The organism is Kitasatospora sp. NPDC054939 (assembly GCF_053610105.1).
Genome location: NZ_JBSGXP010000120.1, coordinates 5,691 through 26,476, shown reverse-complemented (window position 1 = coordinate 26,476; position 20,786 = coordinate 5,691). Strand labels below are relative to the sequence as shown.

The window sequence follows — 20,786 nt, the reverse complement described above, 5'->3', positions numbered from 1 at the left end:
GCCGCGGCGGGGGCGCCGCCGCGGCCCGGCCCGGGGGTGCTCCCCCGCCCCCCCCGGGGCCCACCCCGCCCCGCCGGGGGGGGGGGCCCCCCCCCCCCCCCCACGGCAGGGGTGGCCGGACGGCCGCGGGCCAGGGGGCCGGGACGGCGGTGGCCACAGCGGCGGGCGGGTCGGTCGCGCCGCCTCTTGGATCCTCCTACCAGTGACGGCCGCCCTCCGGTCGGGCACGATCGGACGATCAGCCCCGCCCCGGAGCCCGCGCCCGCCCCGGCACCCGTACGAGGAGACCGCCATGCCGTCCCAGCAGATCGCCGTCGTCACCGGAGCCGGCAGCGGGGTGGGCCGCGCGGTGGCCGTGGAGCTGGCCGCGGCCGGCTGGCGACCGGTGCTCGCCGGGCGCCGCGCGGAGCCGCTGCGGGAGACCGCGGGGCTGGCCGGCGGCGGGGCACTGGCGGTGCCGACCGACGTGACCGACCCGGCGGCGGTGGACGCGCTGTTCGCGGCGGCCGTGGAGCGCTTCGGCCGGGTCGACCTGCTGTTCAACAACGCCGGGACCTTCGGCGCGCCGACCCCGGTGGACGAGTTGGACGTCGCCGAGTGGCGGGCGGTGGTCGACCTCAACCTGACCGGCGCCTTCCTCTGCGCCCGGGCGGCGTTCCGGCAGATGAAGCGGCAGGACCCGCAGGGCGGCCGGATCATCAACAACGGCTCGATCTCGGCGCACGTGCCGCGCCCGCACTCGATCGCGTACACGGCGACCAAGCACGCGGTGACCGGGCTGACCAGGTCGCTGTCGCTGGACGGCCGCCCGTACCGGATCGCCTGCGGCCAGATCGACATCGGCAACGCGGCGACCGACATGACGGCGGCGATGGGCACCGGGGTGCGGCAGGCGGACGGGCGGATCGCCGTCGAGCCGACCATGGACGCCGCCGACGTGGCCCGCACGGTGCGGCACATGGCCGGCCTGCCGCTGGAGGCGAACGTGCAGTTCGCCACCGTCATGGCGACGGCGATGCCGTACATCGGGCGGGGCTAGCCCCTGGCCCCGAGCCGGTCGGCCGCCGGGGCGAACTTCGCCGCGACGCGCTGACGGCCGCCCCGCGCGGGTGGAGCGCGGGGCGGCCGTCACGGGCCGTCAGGAGGGACGGGGGCGCCCGGGGGCGTCACGGCCGCCAGGTGTCGTTGAGCGCCACCTTGCCGGAGGCGGGGACGGTCGCGGTCCGGTTGGCGCCGGACTCCCAGGTCACCGCGCCGGAGCCGTTCTTGCGCAGGTACTTGTACGCGAAGGCGGTGCCCGCGGTCATCGTCACGTCCAGCTTCCAGACCGGGTAGGCGGCCGAGGAGAGCGGCAGCGCCTTGGCCGGGTCCCAGCCGCCGAGGGCCGCGGTGCTGCCGACCACGTAGACGTTCTCGCCCCAGCTGGTGGTGGCGTTCACCGCGAACGCGGCGCCGCCGGCGGCCGGGATCCCGCTGCCGGTGCCGGTCGCCCCGACGTGCAGGGCCACGGCGTCGCCCGCGCCGACGGTGGCGGTGAAGCGGCCGTCCGCGCCGACGGTGTAGGAGGGACCGGTGCAGCCGCCGCTGCCGTTCGCCTCGCCGTGCTGGACGTCGCAGTAGGTGCCGGCCGGCAGCGAGGTCTGGAAGGTCTGGGTGAGCTGCCCGGATTCGCGGTTGATCACCACGAAGCCCTTGCCGCCGCGGCCGAAGGCGATCGCGTTGTTGCCGTTGGACCACCAGTCGGTCATCGCGGTGCCCGCGACCGCGTTGCGGAAGCCGACCATGTTGGCGACCTGGCGCCAGGCGTGGGTGCAGTTCCAGCCGTCGGTGTAGCAGGCGTTGACGGTGCCGCCGTTCGGCGGGCCGTCGTCGTGGCCGCTGAAGGCGTAGCCGGAGTAGACGTTGGGCGAGCCGTACGGGTGGGCCAGCATGAAGACGTTGGCCAGGGTGTAGGCGGAGCCGTCCTTGTACGTGAGGGTGGAGCCGTTGCGCTCGGTGTCCCAGTTGTCGACGAAGGTGCGGGCCTTGTCGGTGGGCAGCAGGCCGGAGCCCCAGCCGGCCAGGTCGGAGATCCGGCCGCCCTGGAAGGCGCTCTTCAGCCAGGTGCCGGAGCGGAACTCGTCGACGTCCCCGGTGCCGGTGTACTCGGAGGGCTGGACCGGCTCGCCGGCGCCGTAGATGACCTCCTGCACCCAGTAGGCGTTGGGGTTGGACGTCTTGGACTTGATCGCCGCGAGGTCGCCGGCCGCCATGTGCTTGGCGGCGTCGATGCGGTAGCCGTCGACGCCGAGCGAGGCGAGGTCGTTCAGGTAGGCGGCGATGGTCTGCTGGACGTACGGGGAGCCGGTGTTGAGGTCCGAGAGGTTGACCAGCTCGCAGTTCTGCACGTTGCCGCGGTCGCCGTAGTTGCTGATCGCGCTGCGGCAGGAGTGGAAGTCCCAGTCCTGGTAGTACCCGGGGTAGGTGTACTTGCCGTAGGCGGTGCCGCCGGTCCCGGTGCCGGAGCCCGCGGACATGTGGTTGATCACCGCGTCGGCGATGACCTTGACGCCCGCCGCGTGGCAGGTGTCGATCATGTTCTTGAAGGAGGTGCGGTCGCCGAGGCGGCCGGCTATCCGGTAGCTGACGGGCTGGTAGGAGGTCCACCACTGGCTGCCCTGGATGTGCTCCTGGGGCGGCGAGACCTCGACGAAGCCGTACCCCTTGGGGCCGAGGGTGTCGGTGCAGGCCCTGGCGACGGAGTCGAAGCGCCACTCGAAGAGGGTGGCGGTGACGTCCTTGGCGCTCGGCGGCGCGGCCTGGGCGCCGGGGGCGACGGTGACCGCGGCGGTGGTGAACGCGGCGGTCAGGGAGAGCGCGAGGGCCGCCGAGGCGGTGAGCGCTCCGGCCGTGCGGGCATGCCGACGGAAGGGGGCGGTGGTGACCACGATGTCTCCTGGGGTGGCTGGGGTGGGGCAGCCTTGGGCCGGTATGGGGCCGGCCCGGAGTGGCGCATTGGCAGCGGTTTCTGAAACTTGCAGGAAACTTGCAGCGCCGAACCTAGGAGTAACCACCCGCCCCGTCAAGGGTTCCGGCACGCGACGAAGGCAACAGCGCAACGCAGCAGGCGCCGCCGGCCGGACGGCCTGCGGCGCCTGTCGAGGGGCGGCCCCGGGAGGGGCGGGTACGAAGGGGTCAGACGGCGTCCGGCCCGCGCTCGCCGGTGCGGACCCGGACGACGCCCTCCACCGGCACCATCCAGACCTTGCCGTCGCCGATCTTCCCGGTCCGGGCGGCGCGGACGATCTCGTCCATCACCCGCTCCGCGTCCGCGTCCTCGACGACGACCTCGATCCGGGCCTTCGGCACCAGGTCGATCCGGTACTCGGCGCCCCGGTAGACCTCGGTGTGCCCGTGCTGGCGCCCGTACCCGCTCGCCTCGGTGACGGTCAGCCCGTGCACGCCGATGGCCTGCAGCGCGTTCTTGACCTCGTCCAGCTTGAACGGCTTGACGATCGCGGTGATCAGCTTCATGAGGCGGTGGCCCTGTCGGACGAGTGCGCGAGCACGGCGGCGTGGGCCGTGGTGCCGTGGCCCAGAACGCCGTGATCGTACGCGCTCTCGGCGTGCACGGCGAGGTCCAGTCCGCCGAGTTCGTGCTCCTCGCTGGCCCGGAAGCCCATCACCCGGTCGATCGCCTTCCCGATCCCGTACGTGGCCGCGAAGGCGTACGCCGCGACCGCCGCGACGGCGACCAGCTGCCTGCCGAGCTGCCCGGGGCCGCCGCCGTGCAGCAGGCCGGAGGCGCCGCCGGTCATCGTCGCGGTGGCGAACACGCCGATCAGGCCGGTGCCGATCACCCCGGCGACGAAGTGCACGCCCACCACGTCCAGCGAGTCGTCGTAGCCCAGGCGGAACTTCCAGCTCACCGCGTACGAGCAGACCACGCCCGCGGCCAAGCCGATCACCAGCGCGCCCAGCAGGTCGACGCTGCCGCAGGACGGCGTGATCGCCACCAGCCCGGCCACCGCACCGGAGGCCGCACCCAGCGTGGTGGCGTGGCCGTCGCGGCGCTTCTCCACCAGCAGCCAGCCGAGCAGGCCGGTGCAGCCCGCCGCCTGGGTGTTGAGCAGGGCGGCCGCGGCCAGGCCGTTGGCGCCCAGCGCCGAGCCCGCGTTGAAGCCGAACCAGCCGAACCAGAGCAGGCCCGCGCCGAGCACCACCATCGGCAGGTTGTGCGGGCGCATCGCCTCCTTGCGGAAGCCCAGCCGCGGGCCGAGCAGCAGCGCCAGGGCGAGGCCGCTCGCCCCGGAGTTGACCTCGACGACCAGGCCGCCGGCGAAGTCCAGCGCCCCCAGCTTCGCCAGGATCCAGCCGCCGGGCGAGAACACCCAGTGCGCCACCGGGACGTAGACCAGCAGGGTCCAGGCCGCGGTGAAGGCCACCCAGGCGCCGAACTTCGCCCGGTCCGCGATGGCGCCGCTGATCAGCGCCACTGTGACGATCGCGAAGGTCAGCTGGAAGGCGGCGAACAGCAGGGTCGGGACCCGTCCGGTCAGCGCCGAGGGGTCGATGCCGGCCATGCCCAGGTGGTCGAGGCCGCCGATCAGGCCCCAGCCGCCGGCGTCCGGGCCGAAGGCCAGGGAGTAGCCGGCCAGCAGCCAGACCACGGTGACCACGGCGATCGAGACGAGGCTCATCATGATCATGTTGAGCACGCTCTTGGTGCGCACCATGCCGCCGTAGAACAGCGCCAGACCGGGGGTCATCAGCAGGACGAGGGCGGTGCCGGCCAGCAGCCAGGCGGTGTCACCGGTGTCGAGCACGGGGGGCGAGTCAGCCAGCAGCATACGAGGAGGAGCCTTCCCAGACGGCGCCCGCGCCGGGGTGGGGTGCGCGCGGCGGATGGGAGAGTTTTGCGGGAGCGGATTACCGGTCGGCCTCACCGGCGTTTCGGCCGTGTTTCGTGTTGCGGCCCGGTTTCCCGGCCCTCACAGCGGCCCTCGCGGCGGCCCTCCTCGCAGCGGCTCTCACAGCGGCCCTCCCCACGGCGGCCCCCGGGCGGACGCGACGACGGGGCCCGGCAGCTCGCGCCGCCGGGCCCCGCCCACCTGTCTTCCCTCGGTTACCGCCTCAGCGTCAGCTGGTGGCGATCGAGGTGTCGTCGACCACGAAGCTCGTCTGCAGCGAGGAGTCCTCGGTGCCGTTGAACTTCAGGGTCACGCTCTTGCCCTGGTAGGACGAGAGGTCGAAGGTCCGCAGCTGGTAGCCCGCGGCCGCGTCCACGTTCGAGTAGGTCTTCAGCGCGGTGCCGTTGACCGTGACGGTCAGCTTGTCGTACACCGTCGAGCCGGACTCGTTGGTGTCGATGTGCAGCCAGAAGGAGAGGGTCGCCTTGCAGCCCGCCGGGATGGTGACGGTCTGGGTCAGGCTGTCGGTGCGGGTCGAGCCGTAGCCGTTCAGCCAGGCCTTCCACGAACCGCTCTTCGCGGCCTGCGAGGAGCCGTTGTCGATCACGCCGCTGGTGGCGGTCCACGGCGCGGCGGAGCCGGTCTCGAAGCCCGCGTTGCCGAGCAGCTGCGCCGGGGTGCAGGTGCTGCTGCTGTCGCTGACGGTCCAGGTGAAGGAGGCGCTGCCGGTCTTGTTGGCGGAGTCCTTCGCGGTGACCGTCACGTTGGAGGTGCCGACGGTGGTCGGGGTGCCGGTGATCGCGCCGGTGGAGGCGTTGATCGACAGGCCGGCCGGCAGACCGGTGGCCGAGTAGCTCAGCGGGGCGGTGCCGCCGGTGGCCTGGACGGCCAGGTTGACCGCGGTGCCGACCTTGGTGGTCTGGTTGCCGGGGTTGGTGACGGTCACGCCGCCCGGGTTCGGGGGCAGCTGGCCGACGTTGACGCCCGCCCAGGCCGTACCGACCGCGGTGAGCTCCGCGCTGCCGGCGCCGTACAGGTCCGTGGCGGCCTTCTCGGTCGCGGTGCGGGCCTGCGCGTAGTTGGTGGTGGAGGTCATGTAGGTGGTCAGCGCGCGGTACCAGATCTTCAGCGCCTTGTCGCGACCGATGCCGGTGACCGTGATGTTGTTGACGGTCGGGCTGTTGTAGCTGACCCCGTTGATGACCTTCGCGCCACTGCCCTCGGACAGCAGGTAGAAGAAGTGGTTGCCGACGCCCGAGGAGTAGTGGACGTCCACGCCGCCGATCCCGGAGTACCAGGAGTCCTTGGACGAGCCGTCCTTGGAGGGCTTGTCCATGTAGCGCAGCGGGGTGCCGTTGCCGCGGATGTCGATCAGCTCGCCGACGTTGTAGTCCGGCACGTCCGAGGGCAGGTTGGCGAAGAACTCGACGCCCGCCGCGAAGATGTCCGAGGTGGCCTCGTTGAGGCCGCCGGACTCGCCGGAGTAGTTCAGGTTGGCGGTGGCCGAGGTGAGCCCGTGGGTCATCTCGTGGCCCGCCACGTCCAGCTCGGTCAGCGGGTGCGTGTTGCCGTCACCGTCGCCGTACGTCATGCAGAAGCAGGAGTCGTCCCAGAACGCGTTCACGTAGTTGTTGCCGTAGTGGACGCGGCTGAAGGCGCCGACGCCGTCACCGCGGATGCCGCTGCGGTCGAAGGCGGCCTTGTAGAAGTCCCAGGTGGCGGCCGCGCCGTAGTGGGCGTCGACGGCCGCGGACTCGCGGTTGGTGGCGGTCCCGTCGCCCCAGGTGTCGCTGGCCTTGCTGAACAGCGTGCCGTTGCCGGACGTGCCGTTCTTCATGTCGGTGGTGTAGTGACCGCCGCGCGGGCCGTCCTTCAGCTGGTAGCTGCTGCCGGACTGGGTGGTGTTGACGGTGACGTTGCCGACGAAGACACCCTTGCCGGTCCCGGTGTGGATGGTCTCGTTCTTGGCCAGCACGGTGCCGGTGGTGGCGTCGGTGACGACCTTCAGGCGGCTCGGGGTGCCGTCGGAGCCGGTGCCGGTGACGACGGTCTCCCAGGCGAGCTTCGGGGTGCCGTCGGCGATGAAGACGACGAGCCGGGGCGCGGCCTCCACGGAGGAGCCGGACTCGGCGGCCAGCGCGGCCTCCTGGGCCTTCGGCGCGGCCAGCTTCGGGGTGGTGCTCACCCCGGTCAGCTCGGCGTTGCTCGCCTTGTCGACGCCCTTGGTGGCGCCGTTCGGAGTCAGGTGCACGACCAGGTCGCCGCCGAGCACCGGCAGGCCGGCGTACGTCCGCTCGTAGCGCAGGTGGCGGGAGCCGTCGGCGTCCTTGATGGCGTCCTTGGCTACCAGCTTCTCCTGGCTGCCCAGGCCCAGGGCCGGAGCGAGGGCGGCGCCCTGCTGCTCGGCGGCGGCGATGAGCTGGGCCCGCGAGGCGGCGAGTGCGGTGGACTGGCCGACCGCGGAGCTCGCGTCGGGGCTGGCCGCCTGGGCGATGACGGGTATTCCGGTCACCAACAGCGCGGTAGTGGCGGCCATGACAACCGCCGCCTTCCGTGCATGGGTGTAGCGGGACATGCGGACTCCTTTTCCGACCGGGCGCGGGTGCGCGCGCGGTGGAGAGAACCTGGCCGCGGGGTTGCGGCCAGTGGGGGCCCCCGCCGCCGGTGTGCGGCGCGGGTGCGGTGACGGAGCAGTTGCGGAAGGGATGCGCTGTACCGGACCTGGGACAGCTGCACCGGAGGGTGGGGGACCCCCGCGTCTGCAGCCGGAGGAATCGTGGCAGCAAACGAGCCGTGAATGACAGATGCATGCCAGGGTTTGGCCGATTAGCAACTCCGCCCCCTCATCCGCCGGAACGCCAACTCTGTTACAGCCACGGAACATTGTGGAGACGGTTTTCATTGCTGACTGCCCGTTCGACCACCCCCGGGTCGGCACTGACCAGCAGTCGGAGCCCGCCCGGGGTCCACATCGCGGACACCGGCACCGCGGGGGTGCGACACCTCGGCTTTCCGGCCGTGCCACCGTCGGTTTCCGGCCACCCGAACGGCGTGCGGCGCGAAAGGGCCCCGTACCGCGCACGGCGGTACGGGGCCCTCGGGAGCCCTCCGGCCCCGGCCGGTCGGCCCTGGCCGGGTCAGCGCCGGACGGCCGGCGCCGGACCGTCAGAGCCGGACCGTCAGCGCTGGACGAACACCGCGACCGTCCGGCCCGGCACGGTGAACGTGCCCGTGGCCGCGTCGAACCCGGCCTCCTTGACCACCGGGTCGCTGCCGGCGGACTGCACCGGGTGCAGCGCCTGGGCGGTGCCCTTCAGCCCGGCCACGGTCTGCCGCTGGGCGTCCGGCGTCGCGTTGAACACCACGGTGATCCCCTTCTCGGCGCCGGCCAGCCCGGTGCCGTCCAGCTGCAGCGTGATCACTCCCGGCAGTTCCCCGGCGGTGCCGGAGAGCGGGTAGCCCAGCCGCTTCTGGACCTCGGCCAGGGTGGGCAGTGCGAACAGCGGCGAGGAGCGCTTGATCCGCAGGAACTGCTGGTACTGCGCGGTGGTCGCGGCCGTCTCCGCCGGGCCCATCCGCAGCTTCGGGTTCGCCAGCAGGGACTTCGCCTGCGGCCACATCTCCTTGTTGTCCGCAGCCGGCGGCAGGCCGCGGCCCCAGCCGTTGCCGTTCGCCGCCGTGCCGGGCGAGCCGGGCCACTGGATGGCGTTGTACCAGTCGCCGGAGTCGTAGGAGTTGGCGTCCAGGGACTTGGAGCGCAGCAGGTCGCTGCCGGCCTGGGCGAAGCCCGGGCCCTGGCCGAGCGCGGTCAGGGCGAGCGCCAGCGCCTGCATCCGGGCCCGGTCGGCGGGCGCGGTGCCGGTCGGCAGCTTGTACGCCAGGGCGTCGTACAGGTCGGCGTTGTCGTGCGCGTCGACGTACTCCAGCGACTCGCCGGGCTTCGCCGCGTACCCGGTCGGGGCGCCGTTGTAGTCGACCTGCGCGCCGGTGACCCGCCGGCCGGAGCTGTCGGTGAAGGAGTAGCCGGCCAGGTTGCCGGTCAGGCCGACCTTGATCTGGTCCATCTGGTGCTTGAGACGGGCGAGTTGCTGCTCCTTGCCGCCGTTGTCGGGCGAGCCGTTCGGGTCGGTGTACAGGCCCGAGGCGAAGCCCTGCTGCGGGGCGGAGGAAAGCTGGTAGTTGCCACCGCGTGCGGCGTCGCGCAGCCGGTCGTCGAAGGTGGCGATGCCGGTGCCGGCCATGTTCAGCTGGGTGGCCTGCTCGAACCGGGCGCCGTTGGCGACCACCCCGAAGTTCCATCCCTCGCCGTACAGCAGGACGTTCTTGCCGTCGACGCCGTCCGAGTCCGGGGTCATCCGGCGCAGCGCGGCCTGGACGTCGAGCATGGTGGACTTCGGGTCGAGGCCCATCAGGTCGAAGCGGAAGCCGTCGACCTTGTACTCGCGCGCCCAGGTGGTCACCGAGTCGACCACCAGCCGGTTCATCATGGCGTGCTCGGGAGCGGTGTCGGCGCAGCAACTGTCGGTGGTCACGCGACCGTTGGCGTCGAGCCGCTGGTAGTAGCCGGGCACCACCCGGTCGAGGACGGAGTGCTCGGCCTGGCCGGATGCCGCGGTGTGGTTGTAGACGACGTCCAGCACGACCCGCAGCCCCGCGCCGTGGATGGCCTGCACCATCTGCCGGAACTGCACGGTGCGGGCAGTCCCGTTGGGGTCGGTGGCGTACGAGCCCTCGGGGGTGTTGTAGTGCAGCGGGTCGTAGCCCCAGTTGTAGGCGTCCTCGGCGCGTACGGCGGCGACGCACTCCTGCTGCTTCTCGCTGTCCGCCGCCAGCGCCTTCAGGTCGCAGGCGGGCAGCTTCTGCTCGGCGCGGTTCTCCCGGATGGTGGCGATGTCGAAGGTCGGCAGCAGGTGGATCGTGGTGACGCCGGCCGCGGCGAGTTCGCGCAGGTGCTTCATCCCGGCCGACTCGGAGCGGGTGAACGCCAGGTAGGTGCCGCGCTCGTCGGCGGGGACGGTGGTGTCCTCGACCGAGAAGTCGCGGACGTGCAGCTCCTGGATCTGCTGCAGGTTCGGCGCCACGGGCTTCGGGACGGCGTGGTTCTCCCAGCCCGCGGGCTTGAGCCGGCGGTCGGCGAGGTCGGCGACCAGGCTCCGCTTCGAGTCGGTGGAGAGCGCCACCGAGTAGGGGTCGGTGACGGTGTTGACGACCACCTGCTGCACCGTGGGTGCCCAGACCTTGACCTGGTACAGGTAGTACTTGCCGTCCAGTTCGGCCCGGTCCCGGACGACCTCCCAGACGCCGGTCTCGTCGTCGCGCTTCAGCGGCAGGGTCCGCGGGGTGCCGCCGGTGGGCGTGTCGAAGACCTGGACGGAGACCTCCTGCGCGGTGGGCGCCCAGAGCGAGAGCGCCACCTTGCCGTTGTAGTAGGTCGGTCCGAAGTCCACCCGGCCGGTGCGGCGGGCGTAGAGGTCGTCCAGGACGCCGGGGACCTGCACGCCGGTGGCGACCAGCGGGGCGCCGCCGGGCAGCCGCTCGGTGAAGAGCAGCTGGCCGCGCAGGGCGGCGGGCACGCGTCCGGCGTCGCGGGCGTCCACCGCGAAGGCCCGGTAGCCGGACAGGTGCGGGTAGGCGGCCTTCTGGGCGGCGGTCAGCCCGCCCTTCACCGGCTCCAGGCGGATCCACCGGCCGGGCTTGGAGAGCGTGCCGCCGGTCGCGGTGATGCCGCCCTCGGGGTCGTACACCAGCTGGGCGCTGGCGCCGCCGGCCAGGGCCGCGTCGTTGGCGCCGTAGTTCTCGGGGACGACGACGGTGCGGGCGTCGATCCACTGGGCCTTGGCCGAGCCGGGGTCCAGCTGGGAGGAGGAGGCGGCGCGCTGCGGCAGCAGGTAGCCCTCGCGGCCGCCGAGGATCCAGACCTCGCGGCCGTCGACGGTGAGGTCGAGCGACTGGTCGGCGGGCAGGTCCTTGTCGTTGCCGCGGTGGAGGATGTAGCTGAGGCTGGTCGCACCGGGGGCGAGCGGCACCTCGAAGACGGCGCCGAAGGCGTCGCGGCGCACCGGCATCAGCGGGTTGCCCCAGTCGGTGGGGTTCGCCGCGCCGGTCCAGTCGTGCAGGCCCCAGCCGTCGTAGTCGCCGTCGGCCCGGTTGTAGTGGATGACGGCGGTGCCGGCGGGCGGGGCGGTGACCGGGTCCGGGTTGGCGGTGCGGACGGTCGGGTCGCCCTCCTTGACCCAGATCTCGCCGGTCGCGCCGACGTCGATCCGGCGGTCGGCGTCGACGTCCTTGACGCCGTCCTTCTCCACGATGAAGCCGACCTCGGAGGCCCCGGGCTTGAGCTTCACCCAGGCGAAGGCGCCGTAGGCGTCCCGGCCGGTGAAGGCGTGCCCGGCCGGCCACGGGGTGGCCTCGCCCTCGGCGATGTCGCCCCAGGCGTAGAGGTTCCAGCCGTCGTAGTCGCCGTTCTTGCGCTGGTAGTGGACCAGCGCGTACGAACGGGTGGTGGCGCTGGGCGCCGGGACGGGTGCGGGGGTGCCGGTGGTGAAGCCGCCGGTGGTGGAGCGCAGGTGGCCGCTGGAGTCCTCGACGACGGCCTTGTAGCGGACGGCGGTGCCGGGCGCGGCGGCCGACAGGTCGTGGGTGACCCGGTGGCTGCCGGTGTCCGAGGTGCCGAGCGTCTGCCAGGGGCCGTCGCCGACCTGGGCGGCGAAGGTGACCCGGTCGAAGCCGCCCCCGGGGACGTCCGCGGCGAGCGTGACGGTGCCGGTGGAGCCGTCGGCGGGGGTCCGCAGGGTGATCTGCGGGGCGGCGGCGACGGGGGCGAGCTTCCCGGCGGCCTTGAGGACGACCGAGGAGAGCGCCGGCACGGCGACGGTGACCTTCCGGTCGGCGCCGCTGGTCAGCCGCTCCCCGGCGGCGGGGTGGATCCGGTCGAAGCCCTGGCCGGCCGAGAAGGTGTCGAGGGTGACGGTCTTCGGTTCGTTCGCGTTGTTGACCGCGACGAGGTACTCGACCTGCTCGCGGGCGTCGATCCGGGAGAAGGCGTAGACGCCGGCGCCGTCGGCCGCGTACCGCTCGATCTGGGCGCCGTCGGTCAGTGCGGGGTGCTGGCGGCGCAGGTCGGCGAGGCCGGCGATGCCCCGGTAGAGCTCGCCGTCCCGGCCGTAGCGGTCGGCCGGGCCGGCGGGGCCGCCGAGCACCCGGTCGGTGTTGTACGAGGGGGTCTTCGAGGCGAAGAGGTCCTGGCGGGCGTCCTTGTCGCCGCCGGCGCCGGTGAAGCCCTGCTCGTCGCCGTAGTAGACGACGGGCTGGCCGCGGGTGAGGAACATCAGCTCGTTGGCGAGCCGGCTCTTCTTCAGCAGGGTGGCCTCGTCGGCGCCCGGGTTGTCGGAGAGCAGGAAGGAGCCGAAGCGGCCCATGTCGTGGTTGCCGAGGAAGGTCGGCAGCTCGTACGCGTCGGTGGCGGCCGTGGTGTAGCGGTGGTCCTGCGCGTACAGCTCGGCGAGGGACTTGGCGGAGCCGCCCTGGGAGACGAAGGAGCGGGCGGCGTTCTGGAACGGGAAGTCCAGGGTCGCCTGCAGCTTCCCCTTGGTGACGTACGGCGCGGTGAGGGCCGGGTCGCCGGAGTACACCTCGCCGAACATGAAGAAGTCCGGCTTGCCCTGCTGGGCGGCGTACTGCTTGAGCGAGGGCGCCCACTGCTGCCAGAACGCCATGTTGACGTGCTTGACGGTGTCGATGCGGAAGCCGTCGACGCCGGCCTCCTTGACCCACTGCTGGTAGATCTTCTCGAAGCCCTTGACCACCTTCGGGTTCTGGGTGTCGAGGTCGTCCAGGCCGGAGAAGTCGCCCTCGGTGGAGGACTCGCCGGCGAACGTGGAGTCGCCCCGGTTGTGGTAGAGCGCGGGGTCGTTCAGCCAGGCCGGGGTCTTGGCGGTGGCGTCGGCCGGGGTGCGGAAGACCGGGGAGTAGGGGAAGGAGTCCTTGGTCAGCTTCGGCCAGGGCGCGCCGCTGTCGGCGACGGCGGTGGTGTCGACCGGCCGGCCCTCGGTGTCGAGCACCGGGTGGGAGCCGGTGGTGCGGTAGCCGTACTGCTTCTGCTGGTAGTCGATGACGTCGGCGGTGTGGTTGGTGATGACGTCGAAGAAGACCTTGATGCCCCGCGCGTGGGCCTTGGCTATCAGCTCCTTGAGCTGGTCGTTGGTGCCGAAGTGCGGGTCGATCTGGGTGAAGTCGGTGATCCAGTAGCCGTGGTACCCGGCCGAGGCCTGATCCCCGGCGCCCTGGACGGGCTTGTTCTTGAAGAGCGGGGCCATCCAGATCGCGGTGGTGCCGAGGTCCTGGATGTAGTCGAGCTTCTGGATCAGTCCGGCCAGGTCGCCGCCGTGGTAGAAGCCCTTGTCGGCGGGGTCGAGCCCGTGGTCGAGCCGGGTGCCGGCGAGGCCGCCGGTGTCGTTGCCCGGGTCGCCGTTGGCGAAGCGGTCCGGCAGGACGAAGTAGAACTGCTCCCGGGTGAGGTCGTGCCGCCCGGCGGTGGCGGCGAGCGCCCGGTCGGAGGGCGGCTCGGGCGGGGCGGCGACGGCCGGTGGCACGGCGCCGAGGGTGGCGGCCGTCAGCGAGGCCGCGAGCAGCACGGCCGCGCGGCCGGGTCTGCGGTGGGGGGTGGTGCTCCGTGGACGGCGAGCGGGGGCATCGGCCACTGAGGGCTCCCTCTGGAGGGCAGGGGTGATCGAGTTGCCAGGACGCTAGCGGCTGCAATTCGTTACAGCAAGATGCAGAAACGGTTTCCGTCATGGAAACCGCCCCTTCCTGTCTTCCCGCGCCCCGTCCCCGGACCACCCCGGGTGCACCAGCCGATCCGATCGGCGCGAGAATGGGAGCTATGCCCGTCCCACCGCTCCACCCGAGAACCACCCGCACCCCCAGCCCCGGTGGGATCGACCCCCTACACCCCAGGGGGGACGCCCGGTGAAGAATCCACATCCACAGGATGAGCAGACGGCTACGCGAGGTCTGGCAGACTTCTCGTCCATGGGGGAACCGACCGACATCCAGCAGAGCGGCGCCGATCGCGCCGACGAGGTGCGCGCCGGTTCCGTGACGGGCCCGACCCCCCCGGTCCGGATGCCCGACGGAGCCACCCGCGTCGCCCAGTCCCGTTCGGCCGCGCTGCGCGAGCGCGTCCGAGGCCAGCGCCGCTCGCCCGCCCGGCCGCGGCTCTGGTTCGAGCTGGCCCTGATCGGCATCAGCTACTGGGTCTACTCCCTGATCCGCAACGCGGTGCCCGAGCAGGAGGCGATAGCCCAGCGGCACGCCGCCTCCATCTGGGACTTCGAGCACAGCCTCGGGACCGCCTTCGAGCACGCGGTGAACCACGGCGTCGACCGGATCACCTGGCTCATCGTCGGGATGAACTACTACTACGCGACGCTGCACTTCATCGTGACCATCGGCGTGCTGGTCTGGCTCTACCGCTGGCAACCGGGCCGCTACGCGGCGTCCCGGACGGTGCTGTTCGTCACCACCGGGATCGCCCTGGTCGGCTTCTACTTCTACCCGCTGGCCCCGCCCCGCCTGATGACCGGCGGCGGCTTCATCGACACCGTCAAGGTGCACGAGACCTGGGGCTCGCTGGCCTCCGGCGCGGGCGCGCAGGTCTCCAACCAGTACGCGGCGATGCCCTCGATGCACATCGGCTGGTCGCTCTGGTGCGGCCTGACGATCTTCTTCCTGGCCCGCGCGGTCTGGGTGCGGGCGCTCGGCCTGCTCTACCCGGTGGCGACCCTGGTCGTGATCGTCTCCACCGCCAACCACTTCTGGATGGACGCCGTCGGCGGCATCGTCTGCCTCGGCGTCGGCTACCTGGCCGCCCGGATGATCTACCACGTCTGGGCGTACCGGCTGCCGAGGGTCCCCGCCCGGGAGGCGGACGAGGAGCCGATGACGGTCCCCGAGCAGTGGACCGAGCCCGCGGCCAGCGCCGGCCGGCGCTGACCCCTCCCCCGGACGGCCGCGCCCCCGTACGACGCGTACGGCCCCGGACGGCCCCGCACGCACACCGGCGGCCCGCGAGACGACTCGCGGGCCGCTCCGGCGTTCCGGGCCCCTCCCGCCCCCGCCGGGCGGCGGGCGTTCAGCCGTAGAAGAGCCGCTCCACCACCGCACGGGCCCGCCGGGTGGTGCGCCGGTAGTCGTCCACCAGCTCGCCGCTGTGCCCGGCGCCGTAGCCGAGGTAGCGCGCCACCCCGGCCAGCTCGCGCGCCTCGCCGGGGAAGCTGTCCCCCGGCCGCCCGCGGACCAGCATCACCGCGGCCCGCACCCGGGAGGCCAGCACCCAGGCCGCGTCCAGCACCGCCGCGTCCTCCGCGGACACCAGCCCGGCGGCCTCGGCGGCGGCCAGGGCGGCCCGGGTCCGGGTGGTGCGCAGCGCGGGCAGCTCGTGCCCGTGCCGGAGCTGGAGCAGCTGGACCGTCCACTCGACGTCGGCCAGCCCGCCCCGGCCGATCTTGGTGTGGGTGGTCGGGTCGGCGCCGCGCGGCAGCCGCTCGGCCTCGATCCGGGCCTTGATCCGGCGGATCTCCACGAGGTCCCGCTCGGGCACCCCGGTGCCGGGGTAGCGCAGCGGGTCGATCAGCAGCCGGAACCGCTCCCCCAGCTCCGCGTCCCCCGCCACCGGCTCGGCACGCAGCAGCGCCTGGCTCTCCCAGGCGTGCGACCAGCGCCGGTAGTACGCGGTGTACGAGGCGAGGGTGCGCACCAGCGGGCCGTTGCGGCCCTCCGGGCGCAGGTCGGCGTCCACCTCCAGGGGCGGTTCGGTGGACGGCGCGGCGAGCAGGGTGCGCAGTTCGTGGCAGACCGCCTGGGCGGCCAGGGCGGCGTCGTGCTCCAGCGAACCGAGCAGCGGCTCGTGGACGAAGAGCACGTCGGCGTCGGAGCCGTAGCCGAGCTCCCGGCCGCCGAAGCGGCCCATCGCGATGACCGCGATCCGGGTCGGCAGGTCGCCGTGGCGGGCCTCCCAGCCGGCGATGCAGGCCCGCAGCGCGCCCTGGAGGGTGGCGGCGTTGAGCGCGGTGAGCGCCTCCCCGGCGGCCTCCAGGGCGGTGGCGGGGTCGTCGCCGAGCCGGCCGAGGACGTCCGCGGCGGCGGTGCGGAACAGCTCCCGCCGACGCACCGCGCGGGCCGCCGCGACCGCGGCCGCGACCGTCCCGGCCCGGCCGACGGCGGCCAGCACCTCCTGCTCCAGAGCGGCCCGGCCGCGCGGCAGCAGGCCCTGCGGGTCGCCGAGCATGGCGACCGCCTCGGGGGCGCGCAGCAGCAGGTCGGGGGCGAGCCGCCCGGCCGAGAGGACCCGGGCCAGCTGTTCGGCGGCGCCGCTCTCGTCGCGCAGCAGCCGCAGGTACCAGGGGGTGCGGCCGAGCGCGTCGGAGACCTGGCGGAAGTTGAGCAGGCCGGCGTCCGGGTCGGCGGAGTCGGCGAACCAGCCGAGCAGCACCGGCAGCAGGGTGCGCTGGATGGCGGCCTTGCGGCTGACGCCCGAGGCGAGCGCCGAGAGGTGGCGCAGGGCGGCGGCCGGGTCGGCGTAGCCGAGCGCCTCCAGCCGGGCCCGGGCGGCGTCCGGTGAGAGCCCGGCGGCCCCCGGCGGCAGTTCGGCGACGGCGTCCAGCAGCGGCCGGTAGAAGAGCTTCTCGTGCAGCCGCCGCACCTCGACGGCGTGCCGCTTCCACTCCCGCTGCAGGGCGGCGACCGGATCGGCCCGGGTGTCGTCGTTGATCAGCGCGGCGAGCGAGCGGGCGAGCCGGCGCTGGTCCTCCTCGGCCTTGGGCATCAGGTGGGTGCGGCGCAGCCGGTGCAGCTGGATGCGGTGCTCCAGCGAGCGCAGGAAGCGGTAGGCGGTGTCCAGGGAGACGGCATCGGCCCGGCCGACGTAGCCGCCGCGGGAGAGCGCGGCCAGCGCCTCCAGGGTGTTGGCGCTGCGCAGCGACGGGTCGGTGCGGCCGTGCACCAGCTGCAGCAGCTGGACGGAGAACTCGACGTCGCGCAGCCCGCCGGGGCCCAGCTTCAGCTGGCGGTCGAGTTCGGTGACGGGGATCGAGTCGATCACCCGGCGGCGCATCTGCTGGACGTCGGTGACGAAGTTGTCGCGGGCGGCGGCCTGCCAGACCAGCGGGGCGAGGGCCTCGGTGTACGCGGCGCCGAGTTCGGCGTCCCCGGCGACCGGGCGGGCCTTCAGCAGGGCCTGGAACTCCCAGGTCTTGGCCCAGCGCTGGTAGTACGCGAGGTGGCTGGCCAGGGTGCGCACCAGCGGACCGTTGCGGCCCTCGGGGCGCAGGTTGGCGTCGACCGGCCAGATGGTGCCCTCGCCGGTGGTGTCGGAGCAGAGCCGGGTGAGCGCGGCGGCCAGCCGGGTGGCGGCCCGGACGGCCTCCTGCTCGTCGTGGCCCTCGCGCGGCTCGGCGACGTAGATGACGTCCACGTCGGAGACGTAGTTGAGTTCCCGCCCGCCGCACTTGCCCATGCCGATGACGGCGAGCCGGCAGGCCCGGGCGGCCTCCGGGTCCGCCTCGGCGGCGATGTCCAGGGCGGTCTGCAGGGTGGCGCCGGCCAGGTCGGCGAGGGCGGCGGCGGTCCGGGCGAGGTCGGTGGTGCCGGTGAGGTCACGGGCGGCGATGGCCAGCAGGCAGCGGCGGTAGGCGATCCGCAGGCCGTCCGCCCGGCCGGCGCCGCCGTAGTCCCGGACGGCCTCGGAGAGCGCCTGCCGGAAGTCGTCCGGGCCGGGGTCGATGTCGCGCAGCTCGAAGGTCACCAGGACGTGCCAGTCCCGCGGGTGCCGGGCCAGGTGGTCCGCCAGCGCGGTGGAGACGCCGAGCACCCCGAGCAGCCGGTCGCGCAGCGGCTTGGAGGCGGTGAGGGTGTCGTGCAGGGTCTGCCGGTCGGCCGGGTCGGCGGCTTCCAGCAGCCGGGCGAGGCCCAGCAGGGCGAGGTCCGGGTCTGCGGTGGCGCCCAGCGCGTCCAGCAGCACCGGATCGTCGGCGAGGCCCTCCAGCCCCGGGCCGGCGAGCAGCCGCACCGCCTGCGCCGGGTCGGTGAACCCGCGCCGGACCAGCCTGATCTCCGGCCGGCTCACCCGGCTCCCGGCCCGCTGCTCCTCCACCGCCATCGCCCCTCCGTCCGTCCGTTCAGCAGGTTACGCGCCCCCGTGGCACCGCGCCGGGCATGACCGCGGACCGGGCCCGCCCGGCCGCCGGCCTGGCGTGTCGGCTTGCCCGCCCGTTCGGGGACACGGTGAAGTACGCCCATGACCGGTCCGGCACCTCCGGCGGCGGCCCTCCCACCATGCCGCCCCGCCCCGCTCCCCGCCCGCCGTGGGTGAGGACACGGCTCCGACCGGCCCCCGCCCCGGGCCGGCCGGCCCGACGACCGCTCCACCCGCCCCGACCGAAGGACGGCCCATGGCGACCGAGCACCCGCCGGCAGCGCGGGCCCCACGCCGGCGCCGTTTCCGGGTCGCCGTCGGCGTGCTCGGCGAGCTGCTGGTCACCACCGGCGTGCTGCTCGCCCTGCTGGTCGCCCACGCGCTGTGGTGGACGGACCTCACGGCCGACCGGCACGCAGCTCTCGCCGCCGAGCAGCTGCGCCGGCGCTGGTCGGCCGCGGCGCCGGCAACCCCGGCAGCCCCGCCGACCGGGGGCACGGCCACCGCCGCCCCGGCAGCCCCGCCGACCGCAGGCGCGGACACCGCCGCACCGGCCCCTTCCGAGGCGGACGGCGGCATCGGCTTCCTGCACGTGCCCGCGATGGGCCCCGACTACCAGGTGCTGATCGAGATCGGCACCGACGAGGACACCCTCGCGGAGGGGGTCGCCGGCGTCTACACGGAGCCGTACGGCTCCGCCATGCCCTGGGAGCCCCGGGGGAATTTCGCCCTCGCCGCCCACCGCGACGGCCACGGCGCGAAGTTCCACGACCTGGACCGGCTGAAGCCGGGCGACCCGCTGGTCGTGGAGACCCGCGACCGCTGGTACGTGTACCGCGTCGACGCCACGCTGCCGCAGACCTCCAAGTACGACACCGGCGTCATCGCCCCGGTGCCCACCGGTTCCCCCTACACCGGGCCGGGCCGCTACATCACCCTGACGACCTGCACCCCGGTCTACACCTCGCTCCACCGGATGGCCGTCTGGGGCAGCCTGGTCCGGGAGCAGCCGGTGGACCCGGGCCGTACGCCGCCTCCCGAGCTGCGGAAGCAGGGCCCCGCGGAGGGGTGAGCGGTGGAAGCCGGCCGACAGGCGTTCGGCGGGGCGCCGTCCCGGCCGTTGACCGACCGGGGCGGCGCCCCGCCGAACAGCCGCGCAGTGCGGCCCGTACACCGTTACCCGGCCCCCGGGGGGACGGGTCCGGTCATGCACGCCGTCGGCCGAGCCGCATCACCGCCGCGCCCGCCGCCAGGAAGGTGGCCGAGAGGCCGATCAGGACCGGCATCCCCTGGGAACCCGTCTCGGCCAGCTCCCCGTGGCGCCCGGACTTGTGCACCGCGTCCTTGCCGTGCTGCCCGCTCGGGTGCTCCTTGCCCGCAGCGTGGTACCCGCTCTGGTGCCCCTTGCCCGAACCCTGGTGCCCGGCCTGGTGCCCCTTGCCCGAACCCTGGTGCCCGCCCTTCACCCCGTGCTCGCGGCCGCCGTGGTGAACCGCCTTGCCCGGCTTCCCGTGGGTGCCGTAGCCGGCCTTGTTCACGTTGTGCGCGGCCTGGTGGTTCTTCTGGCTCTGCTCGTTGGACAGGTTGTTGGCCTGCGCGGCCGACTGGTTGTTGTGGGCCGCGTTGTGCGCCGCGTTGTGCGCGCTGTTCTGCGCGGAGTTGTTCGCGTTGCTGGCGGCGATGTTGTTCGCGCTGTTGTCGAGGGTGTTGGTGACGGTGTTCTGCACGACGACGACCACGTTGACCTGCTGGTCCTGGGCCTGCGCGCCGTTCTGGCTCTGCCCCTGAGCCTGACCCTGATCCTGACCCTGGCCCTGAGCCTGTCCCTGGTCCTGGCCCTGACCCTGGCCCTGGCCCTGCTCGTTGCTCTGCCCCTGACCCTGGCCCTGGCCCTGGCCCTGGCCCTGGCCGCCGTGACCACCTTGGCCCTCGTGACCGCCGTGGCCCTCGTGACCGCCGTGGCCCTCGTGCCCGCCGTGACCCTCGTGACCGCCATGACCCTCATGACCACCGTGCCCGTCCCCGCCGCAGTCCTCGCCGCCACCGGCCGGCAGACCCTTGGGGCTCGCGAGCGCCGGCGGCGGAGCCATCGGCCGGCTGCGCTCGACGCCGTCCTCGCCCAGCTCGGCCGACTCGTCCTGCTCGACGGCGTCGGCCTCGCCCCACTCCTCGGCCTCCCACTCCGGGCCGTCGGCCCAGGCGTCGTCGGCCTCGGTGCCGCTGTCGGCCCGGTGGGCCGGACGGACCACCGGCGCGGAGTGGATGGTGCTGCGACCGTTGAAGGTCCAGGCACCGACGGCGGAGCCGGTGTCCTCCGCGGCCGAGCGCAGGAGGCTGTCGACCCATTCGCCTTGGGCCTCCGCCGAGTCGGACGCTGCTCCGTGGTCGATGAGGGGCGAGGCGTGGGCCGTGCCGCCGGCGCCCCACACGAGGGCGGCCGAGGCCAGCCCGGACACGACCAGGGTGGTGATTCGAGTACGCATGACACTCCAGGAATGATCCGCAAAACGGATCTTCTGAATACGCCCCTCCGTCACCCACTCACGGCGCGCACCGCTGCAGAGTAACCGCATCGGCCTAACGAATTAACGTGCACGGGGGACGCCGCCCGGGCAGCCCGCCCCGCCCTCCGGAGGACACCGCTCCGGGCACCCGGACCCCCGTACCGACGACGTGGGCCCCCCGCGACCGGGCCGGGCCCACCG

10 protein-coding genes are annotated in these 20,786 nt (G+C 73.5%); 3 read left to right on the top strand and 7 right to left on the bottom strand.

All coding sequences use genetic code 11. The annotated features are described in order from the left end of the window. Positions 1–292 precede the first annotated feature (292 nt). Positions 293–1,039, top strand: a complete 747-nt coding sequence (locus ACWGB8_RS28005; protein ID WP_452216390.1) for an SDR family oxidoreductase — start codon at positions 293–295, stop codon at positions 1,037–1,039. A 127-nt stretch (positions 1,040–1,166) separates the two neighbouring features. On the opposite strand, the gene ACWGB8_RS28000 is transcribed toward ACWGB8_RS28005, so the two are convergent. From ACWGB8_RS28000 to pulA, 5 genes are all read right to left on the bottom strand, one after another. Next, the gene (locus ACWGB8_RS28000) at positions 1,167–2,927 is read right to left on the bottom strand and encodes a carbohydrate-binding module family 20 domain-containing protein (RefSeq protein ID WP_452216389.1); all 1,761 of its coding nucleotides are present in this window, start codon (positions 2,925–2,927) and stop codon (positions 1,167–1,169) included. 247 nt (positions 2,928–3,174) lie between these two features. Beyond that, positions 3,175–3,513, bottom strand: a complete 339-nt coding sequence (locus ACWGB8_RS27995) for a P-II family nitrogen regulator (RefSeq protein WP_452216388.1) — start codon at positions 3,511–3,513, stop codon at positions 3,175–3,177. Further along, complete coding sequence (locus ACWGB8_RS27990; RefSeq protein WP_452216387.1) at positions 3,510–4,829, bottom strand: ammonium transporter; 1,320 nt, start codon at positions 4,827–4,829, stop codon at positions 3,510–3,512. Before ACWGB8_RS27990 ends, ACWGB8_RS27995 begins: the two co-directional genes overlap by 4 nt. A 289-nt stretch (positions 4,830–5,118) precedes the next feature. Next, positions 5,119–7,464: a M4 family metallopeptidase gene (locus ACWGB8_RS27985; protein WP_452216386.1), complete on the bottom strand. Its 2,346-nt coding sequence runs from the start codon at positions 7,462–7,464 to the stop codon at positions 5,119–5,121. 604 nt (positions 7,465–8,068) lie between these two features. Further along, a complete protein-coding gene (pulA, locus tag ACWGB8_RS27980) occupies positions 8,069–13,588 on the bottom strand; it encodes a pullulanase-type alpha-1,6-glucosidase (RefSeq protein ID WP_452216385.1) in 5,520 nt (1,839 codons plus the stop codon). Positions 13,589–13,919: 331 nt separating this feature from the next. Between pulA and ACWGB8_RS27975 the strand changes: the two genes are divergently transcribed. After that, positions 13,920–14,882, top strand: coding sequence for a phosphatase PAP2 family protein (locus tag ACWGB8_RS27975; RefSeq protein ID WP_452216384.1), 963 nt, complete (start codon positions 13,920–13,922; stop codon positions 14,880–14,882). Between the two features lie 139 nt (positions 14,883–15,021). Here the strand turns inward: ACWGB8_RS27975 and ACWGB8_RS27970 are convergent, their stop codons facing one another. Beyond that, positions 15,022–18,045: a bifunctional [glutamine synthetase] adenylyltransferase/[glutamine synthetase]-adenylyl-L-tyrosine phosphorylase gene (locus ACWGB8_RS27970; RefSeq protein WP_452216383.1), complete on the bottom strand. Its 3,024-nt coding sequence runs from the start codon at positions 18,043–18,045 to the stop codon at positions 15,022–15,024. Positions 18,046–18,337: 292 nt separating this feature from the next. Here ACWGB8_RS27970 and ACWGB8_RS27965 point away from each other — a divergent pair, with 292 nt between their 5' ends. Next, on the top strand, positions 18,338–19,153 hold the full coding sequence (locus tag ACWGB8_RS27965) for a class E sortase (RefSeq protein WP_452216382.1): 816 nt from the start codon (positions 18,338–18,340) through the stop codon (positions 19,151–19,153). Positions 19,154–19,286: 133 nt separating this feature from the next. Here ACWGB8_RS27965 and ACWGB8_RS27960 read toward each other — a convergent pair whose 3' ends face one another. After that, complete coding sequence (locus tag ACWGB8_RS27960; protein ID WP_452216381.1) at positions 19,287–20,564, bottom strand: hypothetical protein; 1,278 nt, start codon at positions 20,562–20,564, stop codon at positions 19,287–19,289. Between the last annotated feature and the right edge of the window lie 222 nt (positions 20,565–20,786).

What these genes read in the sequence shown, in the direction of transcription:
- ACWGB8_RS28005 (WP_452216390.1), top strand. Translation starts at nt 293, where the DNA reads ATGCCGTCCCAGCAGATCGCCGTCGTCACCGGAGCCGGCAGCGGGGTG.
- ACWGB8_RS27995 (WP_452216388.1), bottom strand. Translation starts at nt 3,513, where the DNA reads ATGAAGCTGATCACCGCGATCGTCAAGCCGTTCAAGCTGGACGAGGTC.
- ACWGB8_RS27990 (WP_452216387.1), bottom strand. Translation starts at nt 4,829, where the DNA reads ATGCTGCTGGCTGACTCGCCCCCCGTGCTCGACACCGGTGACACCGCC.
- ACWGB8_RS27985 (WP_452216386.1), bottom strand. Translation starts at nt 7,464, where the DNA reads ATGTCCCGCTACACCCATGCACGGAAGGCGGCGGTTGTCATGGCCGCC.
- ACWGB8_RS27975 (WP_452216384.1), top strand. Translation starts at nt 13,920, where the DNA reads ATGGGGGAACCGACCGACATCCAGCAGAGCGGCGCCGATCGCGCCGAC.
- ACWGB8_RS27970 (WP_452216383.1), bottom strand. Translation starts at nt 18,045, where the DNA reads ATGGCGGTGGAGGAGCAGCGGGCCGGGAGCCGGGTGAGCCGGCCGGAG.
- ACWGB8_RS27965 (WP_452216382.1), top strand. Translation starts at nt 18,338, where the DNA reads ATGGCGACCGAGCACCCGCCGGCAGCGCGGGCCCCACGCCGGCGCCGT.
- ACWGB8_RS27960 (WP_452216381.1), bottom strand. Translation starts at nt 20,564, where the DNA reads ATGCGTACTCGAATCACCACCCTGGTCGTGTCCGGGCTGGCCTCGGCC.